The organism is Enterobacter cloacae complex sp. ECC445 (assembly GCF_021892025.1).
GTDB lineage: Bacteria > Pseudomonadota > Gammaproteobacteria > Enterobacterales > Enterobacteriaceae > Enterobacter > Enterobacter chengduensis.
Map to the genome: position 1 here is coordinate 264,595 of NZ_JAKLRZ010000005.1, position 17,135 is coordinate 281,729.

Consider the following 17,135-nt stretch of genomic DNA (forward strand, 5'->3'; position numbering starts at 1 on the left):
TCTGTTGTGACGTCCAACGATTCGTTACATGTATCCCAGCTGCGGGTTGTCCTTCACCTCTGCGGTTTTCTGGTTCTGCTGTACAGCCTTTCCATGCTGCCGCCGATGGTTGTCGCCCTACTGAATAAAGAGCGGACCTACTTTGCCTTCCTGACCACCTTTTTAACCTTTTTTACTCTCGGGGGGTTAGCCTGGCGGGCGACCCGTCACGCCGGGATACAGCTGCGCACCCGTGACGGTTTCGTGATTATTGTGCTGTTCTGGCTACTGTTTTCAGTAATAAGCGCCATGCCGCTTTGGATGGATGACGGGTTACAGCTCTCCTTTGCCGACGCGCTCTTTGAAGGGGTTTCCGGGATCACCACCACCGGGGCAACGGTGATCGGGGACGTCAGCGCCCTGCCTAAATCTTACCTTTATTACCGCGCTCAGCTCAATTTCATTGGCGGGTTAGGCGTTATCGTGCTGGCCGTCGCGGTCCTGCCGCTGCTGGGCATCGGGGGCATGAAGCTCTATCAGTCAGAAATGCCGGGGCCGTTCAAGGAGGAGCGTCTTACGCCCCGCCTTGCCGATACCGCGCGCACGCTGTGGTTGACCTATTTCGCGCTGGGCGTGGCCTGCACCCTGGCCTACTGGCTGGCGGGAATGTCCTTTTTTGACGCCCTCTGTCACGGGCTTTCGACAGTGTCGCTGGGCGGGTTCTCCACCCGCAGCGAGAGCATTGGTTTTTATGACAGCCACGCAATAGAGCTGGTTGCCGGGGCCTTTTCGCTGCTTTCTGCCTTTAACTTTACCCTCTGGTACGTCGCCATTGTCAGACGCACGCTGAAACCGATCCTTAGCAGCCCGGAGGTCAAATTCTTTCTCGGTGCCGCCGCGGTGATTATCCTCATCACCGCCTGGCAGGTCTGGCATGCGGGAATGTACAACCCCACGGATAGCCTGGTGCACGCCTTCTTCCTTGCCAGCTCAATGATGACCGATAACGGTCTCGCGACGGCCGACTACGCCCAATGGCCCACCCACACTATCTTCCTGCTGTTGAGCGCCAGCTTTTTTGGCGGCTGCGTCGGCTCGACCTGCGGCGGGATCAAAGCCCTGCGTTTTCTCATTATGTTCAAGCAGAGTATTCAGGAGATGAATCAGCTGGCCCATCCGCGCGCGCTGCTGAGTATTAAGGTTGGCAAAAGCGTGGTGAATGAACGCGTCCTGCGTTCGGTATGGAGCTTCTTTTTTCTCTACGTGATGATTACCGGCTTTTTTGTCTGGTCGCTCAATCTGATGGGCTACGACCTGTTTACGTCATTCGCCACGGTTGCCGCCTGCATAAACAACATGGGGCTAGGGTTTGGCGAGACGGCCTCAACGTTTGGTACCTTAACCGAAGGGGCAAAACTGCTGATGTGCGCGGCGATGATCTTAGGGCGTCTGGAAATTTACCCGGTGCTGATTCTGTTTTCGCGCTTTTTCTGGCGGGCATAAACCATTCCCGGCGAACCGGGAATGTCAGGATTATGGCGCAGGGTTGATCAGCATCTGCCCCACGGAGCCCCTGTCCATCATCTCCAGCGTCTGGCTGTGGAACAGGAACGGGAAGTGCGGCCACGAAGGCTGGCCGTAGTAGACAAGCAGCTCCACCTGGCCGTCCACCCAGACGGTATCTTTCCAGCCGCGATCTTCCGGGAACGGCATCGCGCCGTTAACGTTGCGGATCAGGAATGACACCCCTTCAATATGGAACGACTGCGGCATGTCTGAACGCACGGTCCAGCGCTCCCAGGTGCCCTGCTGGGCGGTGATGTCGATGCGGTTGACGTCCCACAGCGCGCCGTTGATGCCAGGATCGTCGCCCAGGCTGATATCACGGCTGCGCACCGGCGAGCCGCTCACGATCTCCTGCGGCAGCAGGCGCATGGGCAGGCTATCGGTCACCAGCGGCAGCAGGCCGGTTGGGCGCAGGGTCAGCACCAGGGTTGAGACCAGAATGCTCGACGGTTCAAAGAACCCGCGAATACGGTCAACGATGCTGGCCGCTTCGCCGCAGGTGACAGAAACTTCATCCCCGTTGGTCATATCAATGAGAACTTCGCGACGCTCACCCGGCGAGAGCGCCAGCTGCTTCACGGAGACCGGCGCCGGTAAAAAGCCCTGATCGCCGGAGATCACGTGCAGCGGACGGCCATCGCTCATCTGGAGCTGGTAGCGGCGCGAGTTGGAGGCATTCAGCAGGCGCAGGCGCACCCAGCCGCGAGACACTTCCACATACGGGCTTTGCGCGCCGTTAACCAGCAGCGTATCGCCGACGAAGCCGCCGCTGCCCGGCTCGCTGTATTCCGGCGTACCGAAATTATCCAGACGTTTGTCCTGGATGATAATCGGGAAGTCATCCACGCCGTAATGGTTGGGAATCGGCAGGGATTTGCTGACCTCATCTTCCACCAGCCACATGCCGGCCAGGCCGTTATAGACCTGCTGCGCCGTGCGGTTAGGCGTGTTGGCGTGATACCACAGGGTGGCCGCGCTCTGGCGAATGGGCAGCACGGGCGCCCAGTCGGCGCTGGGTGACATCATTCGCGCCGCGCCGCCAATCAGCGGGCCGGGTACCTGTAAACCGCTGATGGTCATGGCGACGTTTTCAGGGGTGCGGTTACTGTAGATAAGCTTTACGTCATCGCCATTCCACACGCGGATGGTCGGCCCAAGATAACGTCCGTTAATCCCCCAGACCGGCGCACGCGTCCCCTGGGTGAAGGACCAGTGGCTGCGCTGCAGCGTCAGGAAAAGCGGCTGACCGCGACGGGATTCAATTAATGGCGGAATGGGCAGCGGCTGTTGCTGCCCGGCGGCGCTGGCTGTCAGCGGCATCGCACCCGCACAGAGGGCGATCCCTGAAGCCTGAATAAACTGACGCCGACTGAGTGACATATAAGCTCCATCTGAAACGACTAACAACGCGGGAATTCGTTTTCCCTTCAGCGCCGGGTTAAATTTTACCGGCGGCTTCTCTCTCTGCGACTTCTTTATCGAGCAGCGCAATATGCTCAGCCATCAGATCGCGGCAGTGCGCGGCCAGCTCGCGCACCTGATCTTTACCGTATTTGCTGGTATCGACGGGCGGCAGCATTTCGACAATCACCAGCCCGTTATTCAGGCGGTTAAGATTAATCTTATTCGAAGTATTCGAAACGCACACAGGAATAATTGGAACACCTGCCGCAATTGCGGCATGAAACGCACCGGTTTTAAACGGCAGCAGGCCGCGACCGCGGCTGCGCGTTCCTTCCGGGAACATCCAGATGGAGATTTTGCGCTTTTTAAAATGGTTCACCACTTCCGCAATGGTGCTGTGCGCTTTTGCACGATTGTTACGGTCGATCAGCAGGTTACCGGTCAGCCAGTACAGCTGGCCAAAAAACGGGATCCACAGCAGGCTTTTTTTGCCCACCGTCACGGTCGGTGGAAGCACGATATTAGAGGCCGTGACCATATCGTAGTTGTTCTGATGGTTGGCGATATAGATGGCGTTACCGAAGTTCTCCGCCCCTTCCGGCAGACGTTTTTCAACCTTCAGGCCAAACAGCGGCGCAAGACGACCGAACATATGGCCAAAGGTGGCGACATGCTTCGGGTTTCGCGGGCTGAACAGGCAATAAATAGAGCCGAAAATACAGACCAGAATACAGTAGATAACGGTAAGAATAAGACGAACAAGATATAGCATAGCGACCTCTGAAGCCCCAACAGCTGACAATTATACTTCACCTGTGGCCAGGTAAGGACTTTATTACGAGCGCGTATTGTTAATCGCAACGCACGAATTAACAACGATTTTACGGGAAATTTTCTTGAAATTCCCCCTCCGGGCAGAGGGGGATATCACGACATTACTCTTCGCTGTCACCCGCCGCGCCGCGTGCAGGAGAGTCAATCTCCACGCGGTCGATGCGCTGCAGGCCGCGCATCAGCGAGCCGCGGCGACCGCGCTCGCCCACCACCTTCTGCAGCTCTTCCGGACGAAGCTTGATTTTGCGCTTGCCGACGTGAATGGTCAGCGTGCTCTGCGGCGGGAGGAGGAAGAGGTGCGCCAGGCCATCTTCGCCTTTCGCGGCTTCCGCCGACGGGATGTTGACGATCTTGTTGCCCTTGCCTTTCGACAGCTCCGGCAGATCGCTGACCGGGAACATCAGCATACGACCGGCGGTGGTGATCGCCAGCAGCATGTCGCTTTCGTTCTCAATCACCAGCGGTGCCATCACGCGGGCGTTGTCCGGCAGGCTAATCAGCGCCTTACCCGCACGGTTACGGGAAACCAGATCGTTAAAGGTACAGATAAACCCGTAGCCCGCATCGGACGCCAGCAGCAGCTTCTGGTCATCGGCTTCCATCAGCATATGGTCAACCGTCGCGCCCGGCGGCAGCGTCAGCTTGCCGGTGAGCGGTTCGCCCTGCCCGCGCGCGGAAGGCAGCGTGATCGGGTCAATGGCGTAGCTGCGGCCGGTGGAGTCAATGAACGCCACCGGCTGGTTGCTCTTGCCTTTCACCGCCGCTTTGAAGCTGTCGCCCGCCTTGTAGCTGAGCCCCGGGGCGTCGATATCGTGGCCTTTGGCGCTGCGCACCCAGCCGCTCTGCGACAGGACAATGGTCACCGGCTCGGACGGCTGCATGTCGTGTTCGTTCATCGCCTTCGCTTCTTCACGCTCGTGCAGCGGAGAACGACGGTCGTCGCCAAACGCGTCGGCATCGGCCTGCAGCTCTTTCTTCAGCAGGGTGTTCATCTTGCGCTCGGACGCGAGGATCGCCTGCAGCTGATCGCGCTCTTTTTCCAGCTCGTTCTGCTCGCCGCGGATCTTCATCTCTTCCAGTTTGGCGAGATGGCGCAGCTTCAGCTCGAGGATCGCTTCGGCCTGGGTTTCGCTGATGCCAAAACGCGACATCAGGGCGGGCTTCGGCTCGTCCTCTGTACGGATGATCTCAATCACCTCGTCGATATTGAGGAACGCCACCAGCAAACCTTCGAGGATATGCAGGCGCTTAAGCACTTTCTCCAGACGATGGTTCAGACGACGGCGGACCGTATCGCGGCGGAACGTCAGCCATTCGGTGAGGATCTCCAGCAGGTTTTTCACCGCCGGGCGTCCGTCGAGGCCGATCATGTTCAGGTTGATGCGGTAGCTTTTTTCCAGATCGGTGGTGGCGAACAGGTGGTTCATCACCTGCTCCATGTCCACGCGGTTAGAACGCGGCACGATCACCAGACGGGTCGGGTTCTCGTGGTCGGATTCGTCGCGCAGGTCGTCCACCATCGGCAGCTTTTTATTGCGCATCTGGGCGGCGATCTGCTCCAGCACTTTGGCACCGGAAACCTGATGCGGCAGCGCGGTGATGACCACGGCGCCGTCCTCTTTATTCCACACCGCGCGCATGCGCACGGAGCCACGGCCGTTCTGGTAGATTTTACGGATTTCCGCGCGCGAGGTGATGATCTCGGCTTCGGTCGGGTAGTCCGGCCCCTGCACGATATCCAGCAGCTCGTCCAGCGAGGTTTTCGGCTGTTCAATCAGGGTGATGGCGGCTTTCGCCACTTCACGCAGGTTGTGCGGCGGAATGTCCGTCGCCATACCGACCGCGATACCGGTGGTGCCGTTCAGCAGGATGTTCGGCAGACGCGCAGGCAGCATCTTCGGCTCCTGCAGCGTACCGTCGAAGTTTGGCACCCAGTCAACGGTTCCCTGACCCAGCTCGCCCAGCAGCACTTCGGCATATTTAGACAGGCGGGATTCGGTATAACGCATCGCCGCGAAGGATTTAGGATCGTCCGGCGCGCCCCAGTTCCCCTGCCCGTCCACCAGCGGATAGCGGTAAGAGAACGGCTGCGCCATCAGCACCATCGCTTCATAACAGGCGCTGTCGCCGTGCGGATGGTATTTACCCAGCACGTCACCGACGGTACGGGCGGATTTCTTGAACTTGGCGGTGGCGTTCAGCCCCAGCTCGGACATCGCATAGACGATGCGGCGCTGAACGGGCTTCAGGCCATCTCCGATAAACGGCAACGCCCTGTCCATGATGACGTACATGGAGTAGTTCAGGTAGGCGTTTTCCGTGAATTCATGTAGCGCGAGGCGCTCTGCCATATCGCTCATTACGTGTGATTCCTCAACTCAGAAACCGAAGGGTTTCAGGCAATATTGCCGCAGATACTACCTCATCTGACGAATTGAGTCACAAAGAAAAAGGGCCGCACAGGCGGCCCTTTTCGGGTTATTTGTTCAGCTTGATGACCTGCTTCACGTCGATTTCAAACTCGTTCCAGTCTTTATCGACTTTACCCTGGAGTTCGACCTTATCCTGCGGGCTGACGGTCACGCCGTTCCAGCGCTTGTGGTCAATCTCAACCACCACCGTTCCGGTTTCATCGCGGAAGGTGTAGCGGTCATCGGACAGGCGCTCGGTGATGTTCCCGCGCAGCTTCACCCAGCTGTCGTCCTTCATCTCTTTTACCTTCACCGCGGTGGTGAGGTTGGCGTCGTTATCGACAAAACCGCCTGCCTGCGTTTGGGTCTGGGTCTGTGCGGCAGACGGGCCGTTAAATCCGCCCTGCGCGGCAAAAACGGGGGCAGTGGTCATCATCATGATGGCAGCAAGTGCAGCGAATTTTTTCATCTTAATCTCTCCCTTTAATATGGTTTCGCGGTCCATTTAACAGGGTAATCCTTAACAACTTCTTAAGGGGAAAATTTATTTATTTTTTCTGTACAGCGCACGGGCGCAGGAGGTTTACTGGCGGCATCAAGGAGGGAATATGCGCATTTTACTGGTAGAAGACGACAGGTTAATCGGCGACGGTATCAGGGCGGGTTTAGGCAAAATGGGCTTTAGCGTGGACTGGTTTACCGACGGCAAAACCGGTCAGGCTGCGCTTTCGTCTGCGCCCTATGATGCCGTGGTGCTGGATCTGACGCTGCCGGAAATTGACGGGCTGGAGATCCTGCGCGCCTGGCGCGAGAGCGGGCGCAGCGAGCCGGTACTGATTCTGACGGCACGGGATGCGCTTAGCCAGCGCGTCGAGGGGCTGCGTCTCGGCGCGGATGATTATCTCTGTAAGCCGTTCGCGCTGATCGAAGTGGGTGCCCGCCTCGAAGCGCTGGTCCGCCGCAGCCACGGCCAGGCGCGCAGCGAGCTGCACCACGGGAAGGTGACGCTCGATCCGACCCGTCTCATCGCCACGCTGGACGGCGAGCCGCTGACGCTCAAGCCGAAAGAGTTCGCCCTGCTGGAGCTGTTGATGCGCAACGCGGGCCGGGTGCTGCCGCGCAAGCTGATCGAGGAAAAACTCTATACCTGGGACGACGACGTCTCCAGCAACGCGGTAGAAGTCCACGTTCATCACCTGCGCCGCAAGCTCGGCAGCGAGTTTATCCGCACCGTGCACGGCATCGGCTATACGCTGGGGGATGCATGAAACTGAGCCTGAAGCTGCGCCTGACGCTTCTCTTCCTGCTGCTCTCGCTGACGGCCTGGTTTGCCGCCAGCCTGGTGGCCTGGCAGCAAACGACCCACAAGCTCGATAAGCTGTTCGATACCCAGCAGATGCTGTTTGCTAAACGGCTGCTGACGATGGATCTTAACGAGATCCGCGCCCCCGAACGCATGCGTGAGATCCCCAAAAAAGTGAAGCACGGTCGTCTGGATGATGACGCGCTGGCTTTCGCCATTTACGCCGTCGACGGCAGGATGCTCCTGAACGACGGGGAAAACGGCCGCGATATCCCGTATCACTATCGCCGTGACGGCTTTGACGACGGACGGCTTCAGGATGATAACGACGAATGGCGCTTTTTATGGCTGACCTCGCCAGACGGGAAATACCGCGTGGTGGTCGGCCAGGAGTGGGAGTACCGCCAGGACATGGCGCTCGACGTGGTCAGCTCGCAGCTCACGCCGTGGCTGGTGGCGCTGCCCGTGATGTTGCTCCTGCTGGTTCTCCTCCTCAGCCGGGAGCTGAAGCCGCTGAAAAAGCTGGCGCAGACCCTGCGCTCCCGCTCGCCGGACGCCACCGATGCGCTGCCCCTTGAGGGCGTTCCCACGGAAGTGCGCCCCCTGCTCGACGCGCTGAATCATCTCTTCGCGCGTACCCAGGAGATGATGACCCGCGAGCGCCGCTTCACCTCTGATGCCGCCCACGAGCTGCGCAGCCCGCTGGCGGCCCTGAAGGTGCAAACCGACGTGGCGCAGCTTTCTCATGACGATCCGCAGGCGCGGGAAAAGGCGCTGATACAGCTGCACGCGGGGATTGACCGCGCTTCCCGTCTGGTGGACCAGCTCCTCACCCTGTCGCGTCTGGAATCGCTCGATAGCCTCGACGGTGTGGAACAGATCGCGATGGCCGATTTGCTCCAGTCCGCGGTAATGGATATCTACCCTCCGGCGCAGCAGGCGGGCATTGATATGCGTCTGAACCTCAACGCGCCCGGGGTGACGCGCACGGGACAGCAGCTGCTCCTGAGCCTGCTGGTGCGCAACCTGCTGGATAACGCGATTCGCTACAGCCCGCGCGGCAGCGTGGTGGACGTGACGCTGGACGCGCATCGCTTTACCGTGCGCGACAACGGCCCGGGCATTTCGTCCGACGCGCTGGCGCGCATCGGCGAGCGCTTTTACCGTCCGCCGGGCCAGGATGCCACAGGCAGCGGGCTGGGGTTATCCATTGTGAAACGCATCGCCGCCCTGCACGGGATGCACGTCGCGCTGGGCAATGCTCCTGAAGGCGGTTTTGAAGTGAAGGTCAGCTGGTGAGGGATTATTGCATCTAGCGCAAAAGACTTTGCACATTTTGCTCATTTTTCCGCTCCGTCCTCGCGCGTAGAATACCCGCCATACTCTCATCGTCGAGGACAAAAAATGAGCAACATTCTGATTATTAACGGCGCAAAAGAATTTGCGCACTCTAAAGGCCAGCTGAATGACACCCTGACCGAGGTCGCGGACGGTTTCCTGCGCGACGCCGGGCATGATGTTAAGGTCGTGCGTGCGGACAGCGAGTATGACGTGAAGGCCGAAGTGCAGAACTTCCTGTGGGCCGACGTGGTGATTTGGCAGATGCCGGGCTGGTGGATGGGCGCGCCGTGGACCGTGAAAAAATACATGGACGACGTGTTCACCGAAGGCCATGGCTCACTGTATGCCAGCGATGGCCGCACCCGCTCCGACGCGTCCAGGAAATACGGTTCCGGCGGCCTGATCCAGGGTAAAAAATATATGCTCTCCCTGACCTGGAACGCCCCGCTGGAAGCCTTTACCGAGAAAGACCAGTTCTTCGAAGGCGTGGGCGTGGACGGCGCATACCTGCCGTTCCACAAGGCGAATCAGTTCCTGGGCATGGATCCGCTTCCGACCTTTATCGTCAACGACGTGATTAAAATGCCTGACGTCCCGCGCTATATCGCAGAATATCGCAAGCATCTCGCGGAAATTTTTGCTTAACTGGTAGCCTGGAATTAAAGGAGTAGTCAACATGCTTACCGTAATCGCAGAAATCCGTACTCGTCCAGGTCAACATCACCGTCAGGCGGTGCTGGATCAGTTCGCGAAAATTATCCCGACCGTACTGAAAGAAGAAGGCTGCCACGGCTACGCGCCGATGGTGGATGCCGCCACTGACGCCAGCTTCCAGGCGACCGCGCCGGACTCGATCATCATGGTTGAGCAGTGGGAAACCGTCGCGCATCTTGAAGCGCACCTGCAGACCCCTCACATGAAAGCGTGGAGCGACGCGGTGAAAGGTGACGTGCTGGAAACCCATATTCGCATTCTGGAGCAAGGGGCGTAAGTTTCCCCTCACCCCAGCCCTCTCCCGAAGGGAGAGGGAGAACAAATCCAGGCCCGGTAAGCGCTCGCGCCACCGGGCTTTCTTTTAGCTGCTCTTCTTCCCCGGCTTTAATCCGCGATGTAGCTCGTTGATGCGCTTCATCGACTTGATGGTGCGCTGCGGCTCGGTGGAGGCGACGGATAAAATAATCATCTCCAGACACAGCAGCACCGTGCCGTGGAGCGGGATTTTGCCCTTTTCGCCGCCGCGCGGAACGTGGATGACCACGCTGGCCTCCTTGCTGAAGCGCGAATCGAGGGCATTGGTCAGCAGGATGGTGGGGATCCCCAGACGTTTTGCTTCACGGAGCGTGGTTTGCCCTTCCCGATGCGCGGATTTCTGCGCCATCATCACCAGCACGTCGCCGCGCTGAAGCGCAATCAGCTGCTCGGCAAGCCCGATTCCGGTCCGGTTAAGCGGCGTGGCGGGTAACCCCATGCGGCTGAACAGCCTGGCGGTGTACTCGGCCAGAATGCCGGAGGCGCCAATGCCAAAGATGGCAACCTGCCTCGCCTGCGCCAGCAGCGAGACCGCCTGCGCCATCGCGAAGCGGTTGTGGGGCTCGGATAACACCTCGCAGGTGTGCTGATGCCCCTCCAGCACAAAATCAATGCTCGCGTTCACGTCGCTGGCGAGCGTGTTCACCGTAGTGGAGATCTTTTCACTGGAGGTGACCACCGGACCAAACCACTGCTCCAGCGTCTGCTTGAGATCGCGCAGCCCGGCGAAGCCCAGCGCCTGAATGGCGCGAACGACGGTGGCATCGGAGGTTTTCAGCAACGTCGCGATCTCCATCGCCGTCTGCTCCATTACCGCTTCACGATTCTCGTTGATGTAGCTCGCCACCTGCAGCACCCGCGGCGTCAGCTGGTGCGCTCGCGAGCGGAGGCGGTCGCCAAAGACGTCGACTTTTCGACTCACCGTGATGCCTCCGGCAGCGGACGCCCGGCAATCTGCGACTGCACCTGCGCGGCCATCAGCCCTAAAGACGCGAACGAATTCGAGATCGCCTCTTCACGCGAGATCAGCACGTAATGCCCGGTGCGGCAGGCGTTCAGGAACTGGCACCAGCCCGGCATGACCGCATCCATCGCCGCCAGCTCGTCCTGCGGTTTACCGCCCGTATCCCCGCGCCAGGTGGCGAAGACGAAATCGGCGTCCAGCTCCGGCAGGCGCTCGGCGCTGACGTCAATCCGTCCGCCCTCCGTAATGGACTCAATCAGCGGCGGGAATTTGAATCCGGCGTCGCGCAGGACGCGGCCCAGCGAGTGGTAGCTGTGCATGGCGTTGATTTTCCCCTGATTGGCCTGAATCACCGACACGGAAATTTTGCGCGTGTCGAGGGTCGCCTTCAGCGCCTTGATCTGCTCCTGATAGCGGCGCTCCAGGATTTTTAGCCTTGCCTGCGTGCCCGTGAGCTGCGCCAGCTTGCGGTAGATCTCCGGCGCGCCGCCGTCGAGATGATCGATGCTCACCGTCGGGGCAATTTTCGCCAGCTGTTCCACCGGGGTGTTGCGCGTCGGCTCGGTGATAATCAGGTCAGGCTTTGCGGCGGCGATGGCCTCTATGTCGATATCCGCCGTGCCGATAAATTTGATGTCGGAATTATCAAAGTCGACGCCGGTCAGCATGCCGCTGGAGCGCAGAAAGTGGCTGCCGTCCGGCCGCGTGCGGCCATGGCTCGCCACCGGCGGCACGCCAAGCTCAATCAGCGGAATGGTGATATCCAGATCGTGTAACGAGACGATCCGCTTCGGGTGCTCCGGCACCACCACCTTGCGGTTAAGATCGTCGGTAAACGTCCGGGTCGGCTCCGCCGCGCTCGCCGCAAAGCCCACCAGCAACAGCATCGAAAACAGTACGCGCATCATAGTCCCCTAAAATCTGTCCCGACGCTGCCAGAGCAGCAGCAGGAAAAAAGGTCCGCCAATCAGTGAAATCACAATCCCCGCCGGCAGCTGCAGCGGGAGGAATGCCAGGCGTCCGACGTTATCCGCCAGCAGCACCAGCAGCGCGCCCAGCACGGCGCTTCCCGTCAGGAGCGCGGTTTGCCCGCCGCGCAGCAGCAGGCGCGCCATGTGCGGGGCAATCAGCCCCACGAAGCCAATGCTGCCCACGCAGGAGACGCAGGCCGCCGTCAGCACCACCGGGGCGAGAACCCGCAGCAGCGCCAGCCGGGTTGTGCGCACGCCGAGGCCCGCCGCGGCGTGGTTGCCGAGCAGCGCCACGTCTGCGGCCCGGGCGGTAAAGAGCAGCAGCGCAAACGCGGGGGCTGCCCAGAGTGCGGCCAGGCCCACCAGCGTCCAGCTCGCCGCGTGCAGGCTTCCCGCCAGCCACAGCATCGCCGTCTGCACGTCGCGCACGTCGGCGGTGGTCATAAAAACGCCCATTGCCGCAGCGAAGGCCCAGGACACGCCGATGCCGATCAGGATGAACCGCGGGCGCGAGATGTCGCGCGCCAGGGCAATCACCAGCAGCGCGGTGAGCAGCCCGCCGGCCATGCCGACCAGCGGTCGCCAGGCCAGGCCCAGCGCCGGAAACTGAAAAATCAGCAGCAGTACCGCCGCGCTGCAGCCCTCCTTCACGCCGATTAGCCCCGGATCGGCCAGGCCATTGCGGGTGATTGACTGCATTGCCGCCCCCGCCATGCCGAGCATCGCGCCGCACAGCACCGCCATCAGCAGGCGCGGCAGGCGGATATCCATCACGATGTAGCGCGTCTCCGCCGTCAGACTTTCAGGCGAAAAAAGCGCGCGCCCGATGGCAGAGGCGGGAAGGGGTAATGAGCCGTGCGTCAGGCCAAAAGCGGTCAGCACGCAGGCCGCCAGCATCAGCACGGCCAGACACGCCAGCGCTTTTGGACGAACCAGCGTCGAGCAGGCACCCACGCGTAACGCACGCAGTCCGGCCCGGTTCATTTGAACATCCTCGCGGCCATCAGGATGAACACGGGGGCACCGACCAGGGCCGTCATGATGCCGGTTGCCAGCTCCCAGGGCGTAAACAGCGTGCGGGCGGCGATATCCGCCAGCAGCAGAACCAGCGCGCCGCACAGGGCGGACAGCGGCACCATCACGCGTAAATCGACCGACGCCAGACGGCGAATAAACTGCGGCACGACCAGGCCGATAAAGCCAATCGGCCCGGCGATTGAGACGGCCGCACCGCAGAGCAGCGCGATGGCCAGCAGGGCGAGCAGGCGGGTTTTCAGCAGCGACACGCCGAGCCCCTGCGCCATTCGGTCTCCCAGCGCCAGCATGTTGAGCGAGGGCGACAGCCCGATAGCGAGAACAAACCCGGCGGCTGCAGACCAAAGCGCCCCCTGAAGCGTCTGCACGCTGACCCCGGCCAGATCCCCCGCCAGCCAGGTGCGCATGGCGAGCAGCGTCTGCTCATCAAGGATTAATACCGCGGCGGTAATCGACGAGGCAAACGCCGACATCGCCACGCCGCACAGGGTAATCTTCATCGGCGTAAGCCCGGTGCGGCCGGACGAGGAGAACGTCAGCACCAGCAGAAACAGCGCGGCGGCACCGGCGGCGGCAACGAGCGGGCGGCCATACGGCAGCGACAGCCCAAGCGCGCTCGTCAGTACCACCGCCAGCGCCGCCCCGGCGTTGAGCCCCAGAATATGCGGCTCGCCGAGCGGGTTGCGAATCACGGACTGCAGCAGGACGCCCGCGACGCCGAGCGCGGCGCCCGTCACCGTCGCGGCGCAGAGGCGCAGCAGCCTTAATTTGATAATGACGTTATGGTCGAAATTGCGCGGGTCGAAATGAAAGAGTGCCTCTACCACCGTCTGCGGGGCGATAAAGCGTGCGCCGATCCCAAGATGCAGAATCGCACCCAGTGCCAGCAGCAAGGCGAAGAGCAGGAAGGCCAGAGAGGAGCGCATCATGGCTGAACGGTGCCCTGGCGAAACGGCATAAAGAACGGCTTGCCGGTCAACGGGTTAATGGACATATGCACGTCGACATCAAATACCGCTTTAATCAACTCAGGCGTGCAGACGTCGCCCTCATGCAAGACGCCTTCCACTTTCCCCTGACGTAAAAAGACCAGCGAATCGCCGTAGTTCACGGCGAAGTTAAGGTCGTGCAGCACCACCACGACGGTACGCCCGTGCTGGCGGGTCAGGGTATGCAGCAGTTCCAGGATCTCCACCTGGTAGCGGAGATCGAGGAAGGTTGTCGGTTCATCCAGCAGGATATAGGGCGTCTGCTGCGCCAGCGCCATGGCGATCCAGCAGCGCTGACGCTGGCCGCCGGACAGGCTTTCCACCGGCATATGGGCAAACTCCGCCGTGCCGGTGAGACGCAGCGCCTCTTCCACGGCCCGCTCGTCCTCGTCGCTCCACTGGCGCATGAAATTTTGCCAGGGAAAACGCCCGCGCGAGACCAGTTCAAAAACGGTTAACCCTTCCGGCAGCAGCGGAGACTGCGGGAGAATGCCAAGCTGACGGGCGACCGCTTTGGTCGGCTGCGCATGAATGACTTTGCCATCAAGCAGCGCGGCTCCCCCCAGCGGCTGGAGCAAGCGCGCGATAGTGCTCAACAGCGTGGATTTGCCGCAGCCGTTCGCCCCTACCAGCACCGTCATTTTCTGCTGAGGGATGGCAAGAGAGATATCATCAACGATGATTTTTTTTTGATAGCCCGCAGAGAGGTTCTCCAGAACCAGTCCCGGTTTTTGGGTGTTGTGAGCCACGTGAACGCCAACGTAATAAAAAACAGCAATAAATATAAATAAAAATCATTCTCTTTTGAGAGTTTGACGCCCCGCCATGTAGTAGTCAAGAGAAGAAACACCCTGAAAAAACCAGGGATAAGCCAGAAGGAAGAGGGACAAAGTAACGCTTAAAAATGCATTATTTTTAATAAGTTAAACGTCATGCCGTTGCGCTTATATTCACGACTTAATCCTGTAGCCGATTTTTTCTTTTTTCCATTTACTACTACATTCGCACATGATTGAATGATTCTCAATTACATGTTCGATGCCGATTTTGGCTAACGAGCAGACCATTAAGGGCAATGACTCACACATTTTTCTGCGAAACGTCATTCGCGGGATATTTCGGGATAACAGATGTAATGGCTACGTTCACACCTTCACTCTCTGGGGTAAAAGGGCGCGCGCTCTTTTCACTGCTGTTTATGGCGCCGCTGGCGCAGGCAGCAGACGCCAATGCCGCTAAGGACGGCGAAACGCTTACCGTCACCACCAATCCAAATACGACGGTGGAGGCCACCAACGGCTATCAGCCGCTGAATACCTCCACCGCGACGCTGACCACCATGCCGATGCTGGATATCCCGCAGGTGGTAAATACCGTTAGCGATAAAGTGCTGGAGGATCAGCACGCCACCACGCTGGATGAAGCGCTCTATAACGTTAGCAACGTGGTGCAGACCAACACCCTGGGCGGCACGCAGGATGCCTTCGTGCGTCGCGGGTTTGGCGCGAACCGCGACGGCTCGATCATGACCAACGGTCTGCGCACCGTCCTGCCGCGCAGCTTTAACGCCGCCACCGAGCGCGTGGAGGTGCTGAAGGGCCCGGCCTCAACGCTGTACGGCATTCTCGATCCGGGCGGCCTGATTAACGTCGTCACCAAGCGCCCGGAGAAGGCCTTCGGCGGCTCGATATCCGCCACCTCCTCCAGCTTTGGCGGCGGTACCGGACAGGTTGACGTCACCGGCCCGATTGACGGCACGCGACTGGCGTATCGCCTGACGGGCGAGTATCAGGACGAGGATTACTCGCGTAATTTTGGCAACGAGCGCAGCACCTTTATTGCCCCGTCGCTCACCTGGTTCGGCGACGATGCCACCGTGACCGTGCTCTATTCGCATCGCGACTATAAAACGCCGTTCGATCGCGGCACGATCTTCGACCTCAACACCAAACAGCCGGTGAACGTGGATCGCAAAACCCGCTTTGACGAGCCGTTTAACATCACCGACGGGCAGTCCGATCTCGCCCAGCTTAACGCGGAATACCGCCTTAACAGCCAGTGGACCGCGAAGTTCGACTACAGCTACAGCCAGGACAAGTACAGCGATAATCAGGCCCGCGTGATGGCCTATGACTCAAAAACCGGCAACCTGACCCGCCGCGTGGATGCCACCCAGGGGTCGACCCAGCGCATGCACTCGACGCGAGCGGATCTGCAGGGGAACGTGGACATCGCGGGCTTTTACAATGAGATCCTGACCGGCGTGTCGTATGAGAATTACGATCTGCTGCGCACGGACATGATCCGCTGCAAGAACGTGAAGGACTTCAATATTTACAACCCGAGCTACGGCAGCCTCGGCAAGTGCACTACCGTCTCGGCATCCGACAGCGATCAAACCATCAAGCAGGAGAGCTACTCCGCCTACGCGCAGGACGCGCTGTACCTGACCGATAAGTGGATCGCCGTCGCCGGGCTGCGCTATCAGTATTACACCCAGTACGCGGGGAAAGGCCGTCCGTTTAACGTGAACACCGACAGCCGCGACGACCAGTGGACGCCAAAGCTGGGGCTGGTCTATAAGCTCACCCCGGCGGTCTCGCTGTTTGCCAACTACTCCCAGACGTTTATGCCGCAGTCGTCCATTGCGAGCTACATCGGCGACCTGCCGCCGGAAACGTCGAACGCGTATGAAATAGGCGCAAAGTTTGACCTATTCGACGGCATTACCGCCAACATCGCGCTGTTTGATATCCACAAGCGCAACGTGCTGTACACGGAGAGCGTAGGCGATGAAACCGTCGCTAAAACCGCGGGCCGCGTGCGCTCTCAGGGCGTGGAGGTCGATCTTGCCGGATCGTTGACCGAGAACACCAACATCATCGCCAGCTACGGCTATACCGACGCGAAGGTGCTGGAAGACCCGGACTACGCGGGCAAACCGCTGCCGAACGTGCCGCGCCATACCGGCTCGCTGTTCCTCACCTACGATATTCATAATGCGTTTGCCGGGAATACCCTGACGCTGGGCGGCGGCGGGCACGGCGTGAGCCGTCGCTCAGCGACCAACGGCGCGGATTATTATCTGCCGGGCTATTTCGTGGCGGATGCGTTTGCGGCGTATAAGATGAAGCTGCAGTATCCGGTAACGCTGCAGGTCAACGTGAAGAACCTGTTTGATAAGACCTATTACACGTCATCTATCGCGACCAATAATTTGGGCAACCAGATTGGCGACCCACGCGAAGTGCAGTTTACGGTGAAGATGGAGTTTTGATGTAAAAAAGCCCGGTGGCGCTCACGCTTACC

General features: G+C 59.9%; 15 protein-coding genes. 6 read left to right on the forward strand and 9 right to left on the reverse strand.

The window, feature by feature from the left end:
* Positions 1 to 6: 6 nt before the first annotated feature.
* Positions 7 to 1,482 carry a TrkH family potassium uptake protein gene (locus L6R44_RS07365; RefSeq protein WP_237423711.1) on the forward strand — a complete coding sequence of 492 codons (1,476 nt, stop codon included), beginning with the start codon at positions 7 to 9 and terminating at the stop codon, positions 1,480 to 1,482.
* Positions 1,483 to 1,512: 30 nt separating this feature from the next.
* Here L6R44_RS07365 and ftsP read toward each other — a convergent pair whose 3' ends face one another.
* The 4 genes from ftsP to L6R44_RS07385 form a co-directional block, all read right to left on the reverse strand.
* Positions 1,513 to 2,925, reverse strand: a complete 1,413-nt coding sequence (ftsP, locus tag L6R44_RS07370; protein WP_032642049.1) for a cell division protein FtsP — start codon at positions 2,923 to 2,925, stop codon at positions 1,513 to 1,515.
* A 58-nt stretch (positions 2,926 to 2,983) separates the two neighbouring features.
* The gene (plsC, locus tag L6R44_RS07375) at positions 2,984 to 3,721 is read right to left on the reverse strand and encodes a 1-acylglycerol-3-phosphate O-acyltransferase (RefSeq protein ID WP_237423712.1); all 738 of its coding nucleotides are present in this window, start codon (positions 3,719 to 3,721) and stop codon (positions 2,984 to 2,986) included.
* 163 nt (positions 3,722 to 3,884) lie between these two features.
* Positions 3,885 to 6,143: a DNA topoisomerase IV subunit A gene (parC, locus tag L6R44_RS07380; RefSeq protein WP_237423713.1), complete on the reverse strand. Its 2,259-nt coding sequence runs from the start codon at positions 6,141 to 6,143 to the stop codon at positions 3,885 to 3,887.
* Between the two features lie 118 nt (positions 6,144 to 6,261).
* A complete protein-coding gene (locus tag L6R44_RS07385) occupies positions 6,262 to 6,663 on the reverse strand; it encodes a YgiW/YdeI family stress tolerance OB fold protein (protein ID WP_237423714.1) in 402 nt (133 codons plus the stop codon).
* A 139-nt stretch (positions 6,664 to 6,802) separates the two neighbouring features.
* Between L6R44_RS07385 and qseB the strand changes: the two genes are divergently transcribed.
* The 4 genes from qseB to L6R44_RS07405 all read left to right on the forward strand — a co-directional run bounded on the left by qseB (position 6,803) and on the right by L6R44_RS07405 (position 9,829).
* Complete coding sequence (gene qseB / locus L6R44_RS07390) at positions 6,803 to 7,462, forward strand: quorum sensing response regulator transcription factor QseB (RefSeq protein WP_237423715.1); 660 nt, start codon at positions 6,803 to 6,805, stop codon at positions 7,460 to 7,462.
* Entirely contained in the window at positions 7,459 to 8,796 is a 1,338-nt protein-coding gene (qseC, locus tag L6R44_RS07395; RefSeq protein ID WP_237423716.1) for a quorum sensing histidine kinase QseC, read from the forward strand. The genes qseB and qseC overlap by 4 nt, the downstream gene beginning before the upstream one ends.
* A gap of 105 nt (positions 8,797 to 8,901) precedes the next feature.
* Positions 8,902 to 9,483, forward strand: a complete 582-nt coding sequence (locus L6R44_RS07400) for an NAD(P)H-dependent oxidoreductase (RefSeq protein WP_237423717.1) — start codon at positions 8,902 to 8,904, stop codon at positions 9,481 to 9,483.
* Between the two features lie 31 nt (positions 9,484 to 9,514).
* Positions 9,515 to 9,829: a putative quinol monooxygenase gene (locus L6R44_RS07405; RefSeq protein WP_237423718.1), complete on the forward strand. Its 315-nt coding sequence runs from the start codon at positions 9,515 to 9,517 to the stop codon at positions 9,827 to 9,829.
* 84 nt (positions 9,830 to 9,913) lie between these two features.
* On the opposite strand, the gene L6R44_RS07410 is transcribed toward L6R44_RS07405, so the two are convergent.
* The 5 genes from L6R44_RS07410 to L6R44_RS07430 are packed head-to-tail and all read right to left on the reverse strand — an operon-like array spanning position 9,914 to position 14,575.
* A complete protein-coding gene (locus L6R44_RS07410) occupies positions 9,914 to 10,789 on the reverse strand; it encodes a MurR/RpiR family transcriptional regulator (protein ID WP_237423719.1) in 876 nt (291 codons plus the stop codon).
* Positions 10,786 to 11,736 (reverse strand): iron-siderophore ABC transporter substrate-binding protein, encoded by a 951-nt coding sequence (locus L6R44_RS07415; RefSeq protein ID WP_237423738.1) that lies wholly within the window; start codon positions 11,734 to 11,736, stop codon positions 10,786 to 10,788. Before L6R44_RS07415 ends, L6R44_RS07410 begins: the two co-directional genes overlap by 4 nt.
* A gap of 9 nt (positions 11,737 to 11,745) precedes the next feature.
* Positions 11,746 to 12,786 carry a FecCD family ABC transporter permease gene (locus L6R44_RS07420; protein ID WP_237423720.1) on the reverse strand — a complete coding sequence of 347 codons (1,041 nt, stop codon included), beginning with the start codon at positions 12,784 to 12,786 and terminating at the stop codon, positions 11,746 to 11,748.
* Positions 12,783 to 13,766 (reverse strand): FecCD family ABC transporter permease, encoded by a 984-nt coding sequence (locus L6R44_RS07425; RefSeq protein WP_237423721.1) that lies wholly within the window; start codon positions 13,764 to 13,766, stop codon positions 12,783 to 12,785. Before L6R44_RS07425 ends, L6R44_RS07420 begins: the two co-directional genes overlap by 4 nt.
* Positions 13,763 to 14,575, reverse strand: a complete 813-nt coding sequence (locus L6R44_RS07430) for an ABC transporter ATP-binding protein (protein ID WP_237423722.1) — start codon at positions 14,573 to 14,575, stop codon at positions 13,763 to 13,765. Before L6R44_RS07430 ends, L6R44_RS07425 begins: the two co-directional genes overlap by 4 nt.
* 386 nt (positions 14,576 to 14,961) lie before the next feature.
* Between L6R44_RS07430 and L6R44_RS07435 the strand changes: the two genes are divergently transcribed.
* A complete protein-coding gene (locus L6R44_RS07435) occupies positions 14,962 to 17,103 on the forward strand; it encodes a TonB-dependent siderophore receptor (protein WP_237423723.1) in 2,142 nt (713 codons plus the stop codon).
* Positions 17,104 to 17,135 lie beyond the last annotated feature (32 nt).

Bases quoted from the DNA above. Each gene is read 5' to 3' on its own strand.
- L6R44_RS07420 (WP_237423720.1), bottom strand. From the start codon at position 12,786: ATGAACCGGGCCGGACTGCGTGCGTTACGCGTGGGTGCCTGCTCGACG.
- parC (WP_237423713.1), bottom strand. From the start codon at position 6,143: ATGAGCGATATGGCAGAGCGCCTCGCGCTACATGAATTCACGGAAAAC.
- L6R44_RS07385 (WP_237423714.1), bottom strand. From the start codon at position 6,663: ATGAAAAAATTCGCTGCACTTGCTGCCATCATGATGATGACCACTGCC.
- L6R44_RS07425 (WP_237423721.1), bottom strand. From the start codon at position 13,766: ATGATGCGCTCCTCTCTGGCCTTCCTGCTCTTCGCCTTGCTGCTGGCA.
- L6R44_RS07400 (WP_237423717.1), top strand. From the start codon at position 8,902: ATGAGCAACATTCTGATTATTAACGGCGCAAAAGAATTTGCGCACTCT.
- plsC (WP_237423712.1), bottom strand. From the start codon at position 3,721: ATGCTATATCTTGTTCGTCTTATTCTTACCGTTATCTACTGTATTCTG.
- ftsP (WP_032642049.1), bottom strand. From the start codon at position 2,925: ATGTCACTCAGTCGGCGTCAGTTTATTCAGGCTTCAGGGATCGCCCTC.
- L6R44_RS07415 (WP_237423738.1), bottom strand. From the start codon at position 11,736: ATGCGCGTACTGTTTTCGATGCTGTTGCTGGTGGGCTTTGCGGCGAGC.
- qseB (WP_237423715.1), top strand. From the start codon at position 6,803: ATGCGCATTTTACTGGTAGAAGACGACAGGTTAATCGGCGACGGTATC.
- L6R44_RS07435 (WP_237423723.1), top strand. From the start codon at position 14,962: ATGGCTACGTTCACACCTTCACTCTCTGGGGTAAAAGGGCGCGCGCTC.
- L6R44_RS07405 (WP_237423718.1), top strand. From the start codon at position 9,515: ATGCTTACCGTAATCGCAGAAATCCGTACTCGTCCAGGTCAACATCAC.
- qseC (WP_237423716.1), top strand. From the start codon at position 7,459: ATGAAACTGAGCCTGAAGCTGCGCCTGACGCTTCTCTTCCTGCTGCTC.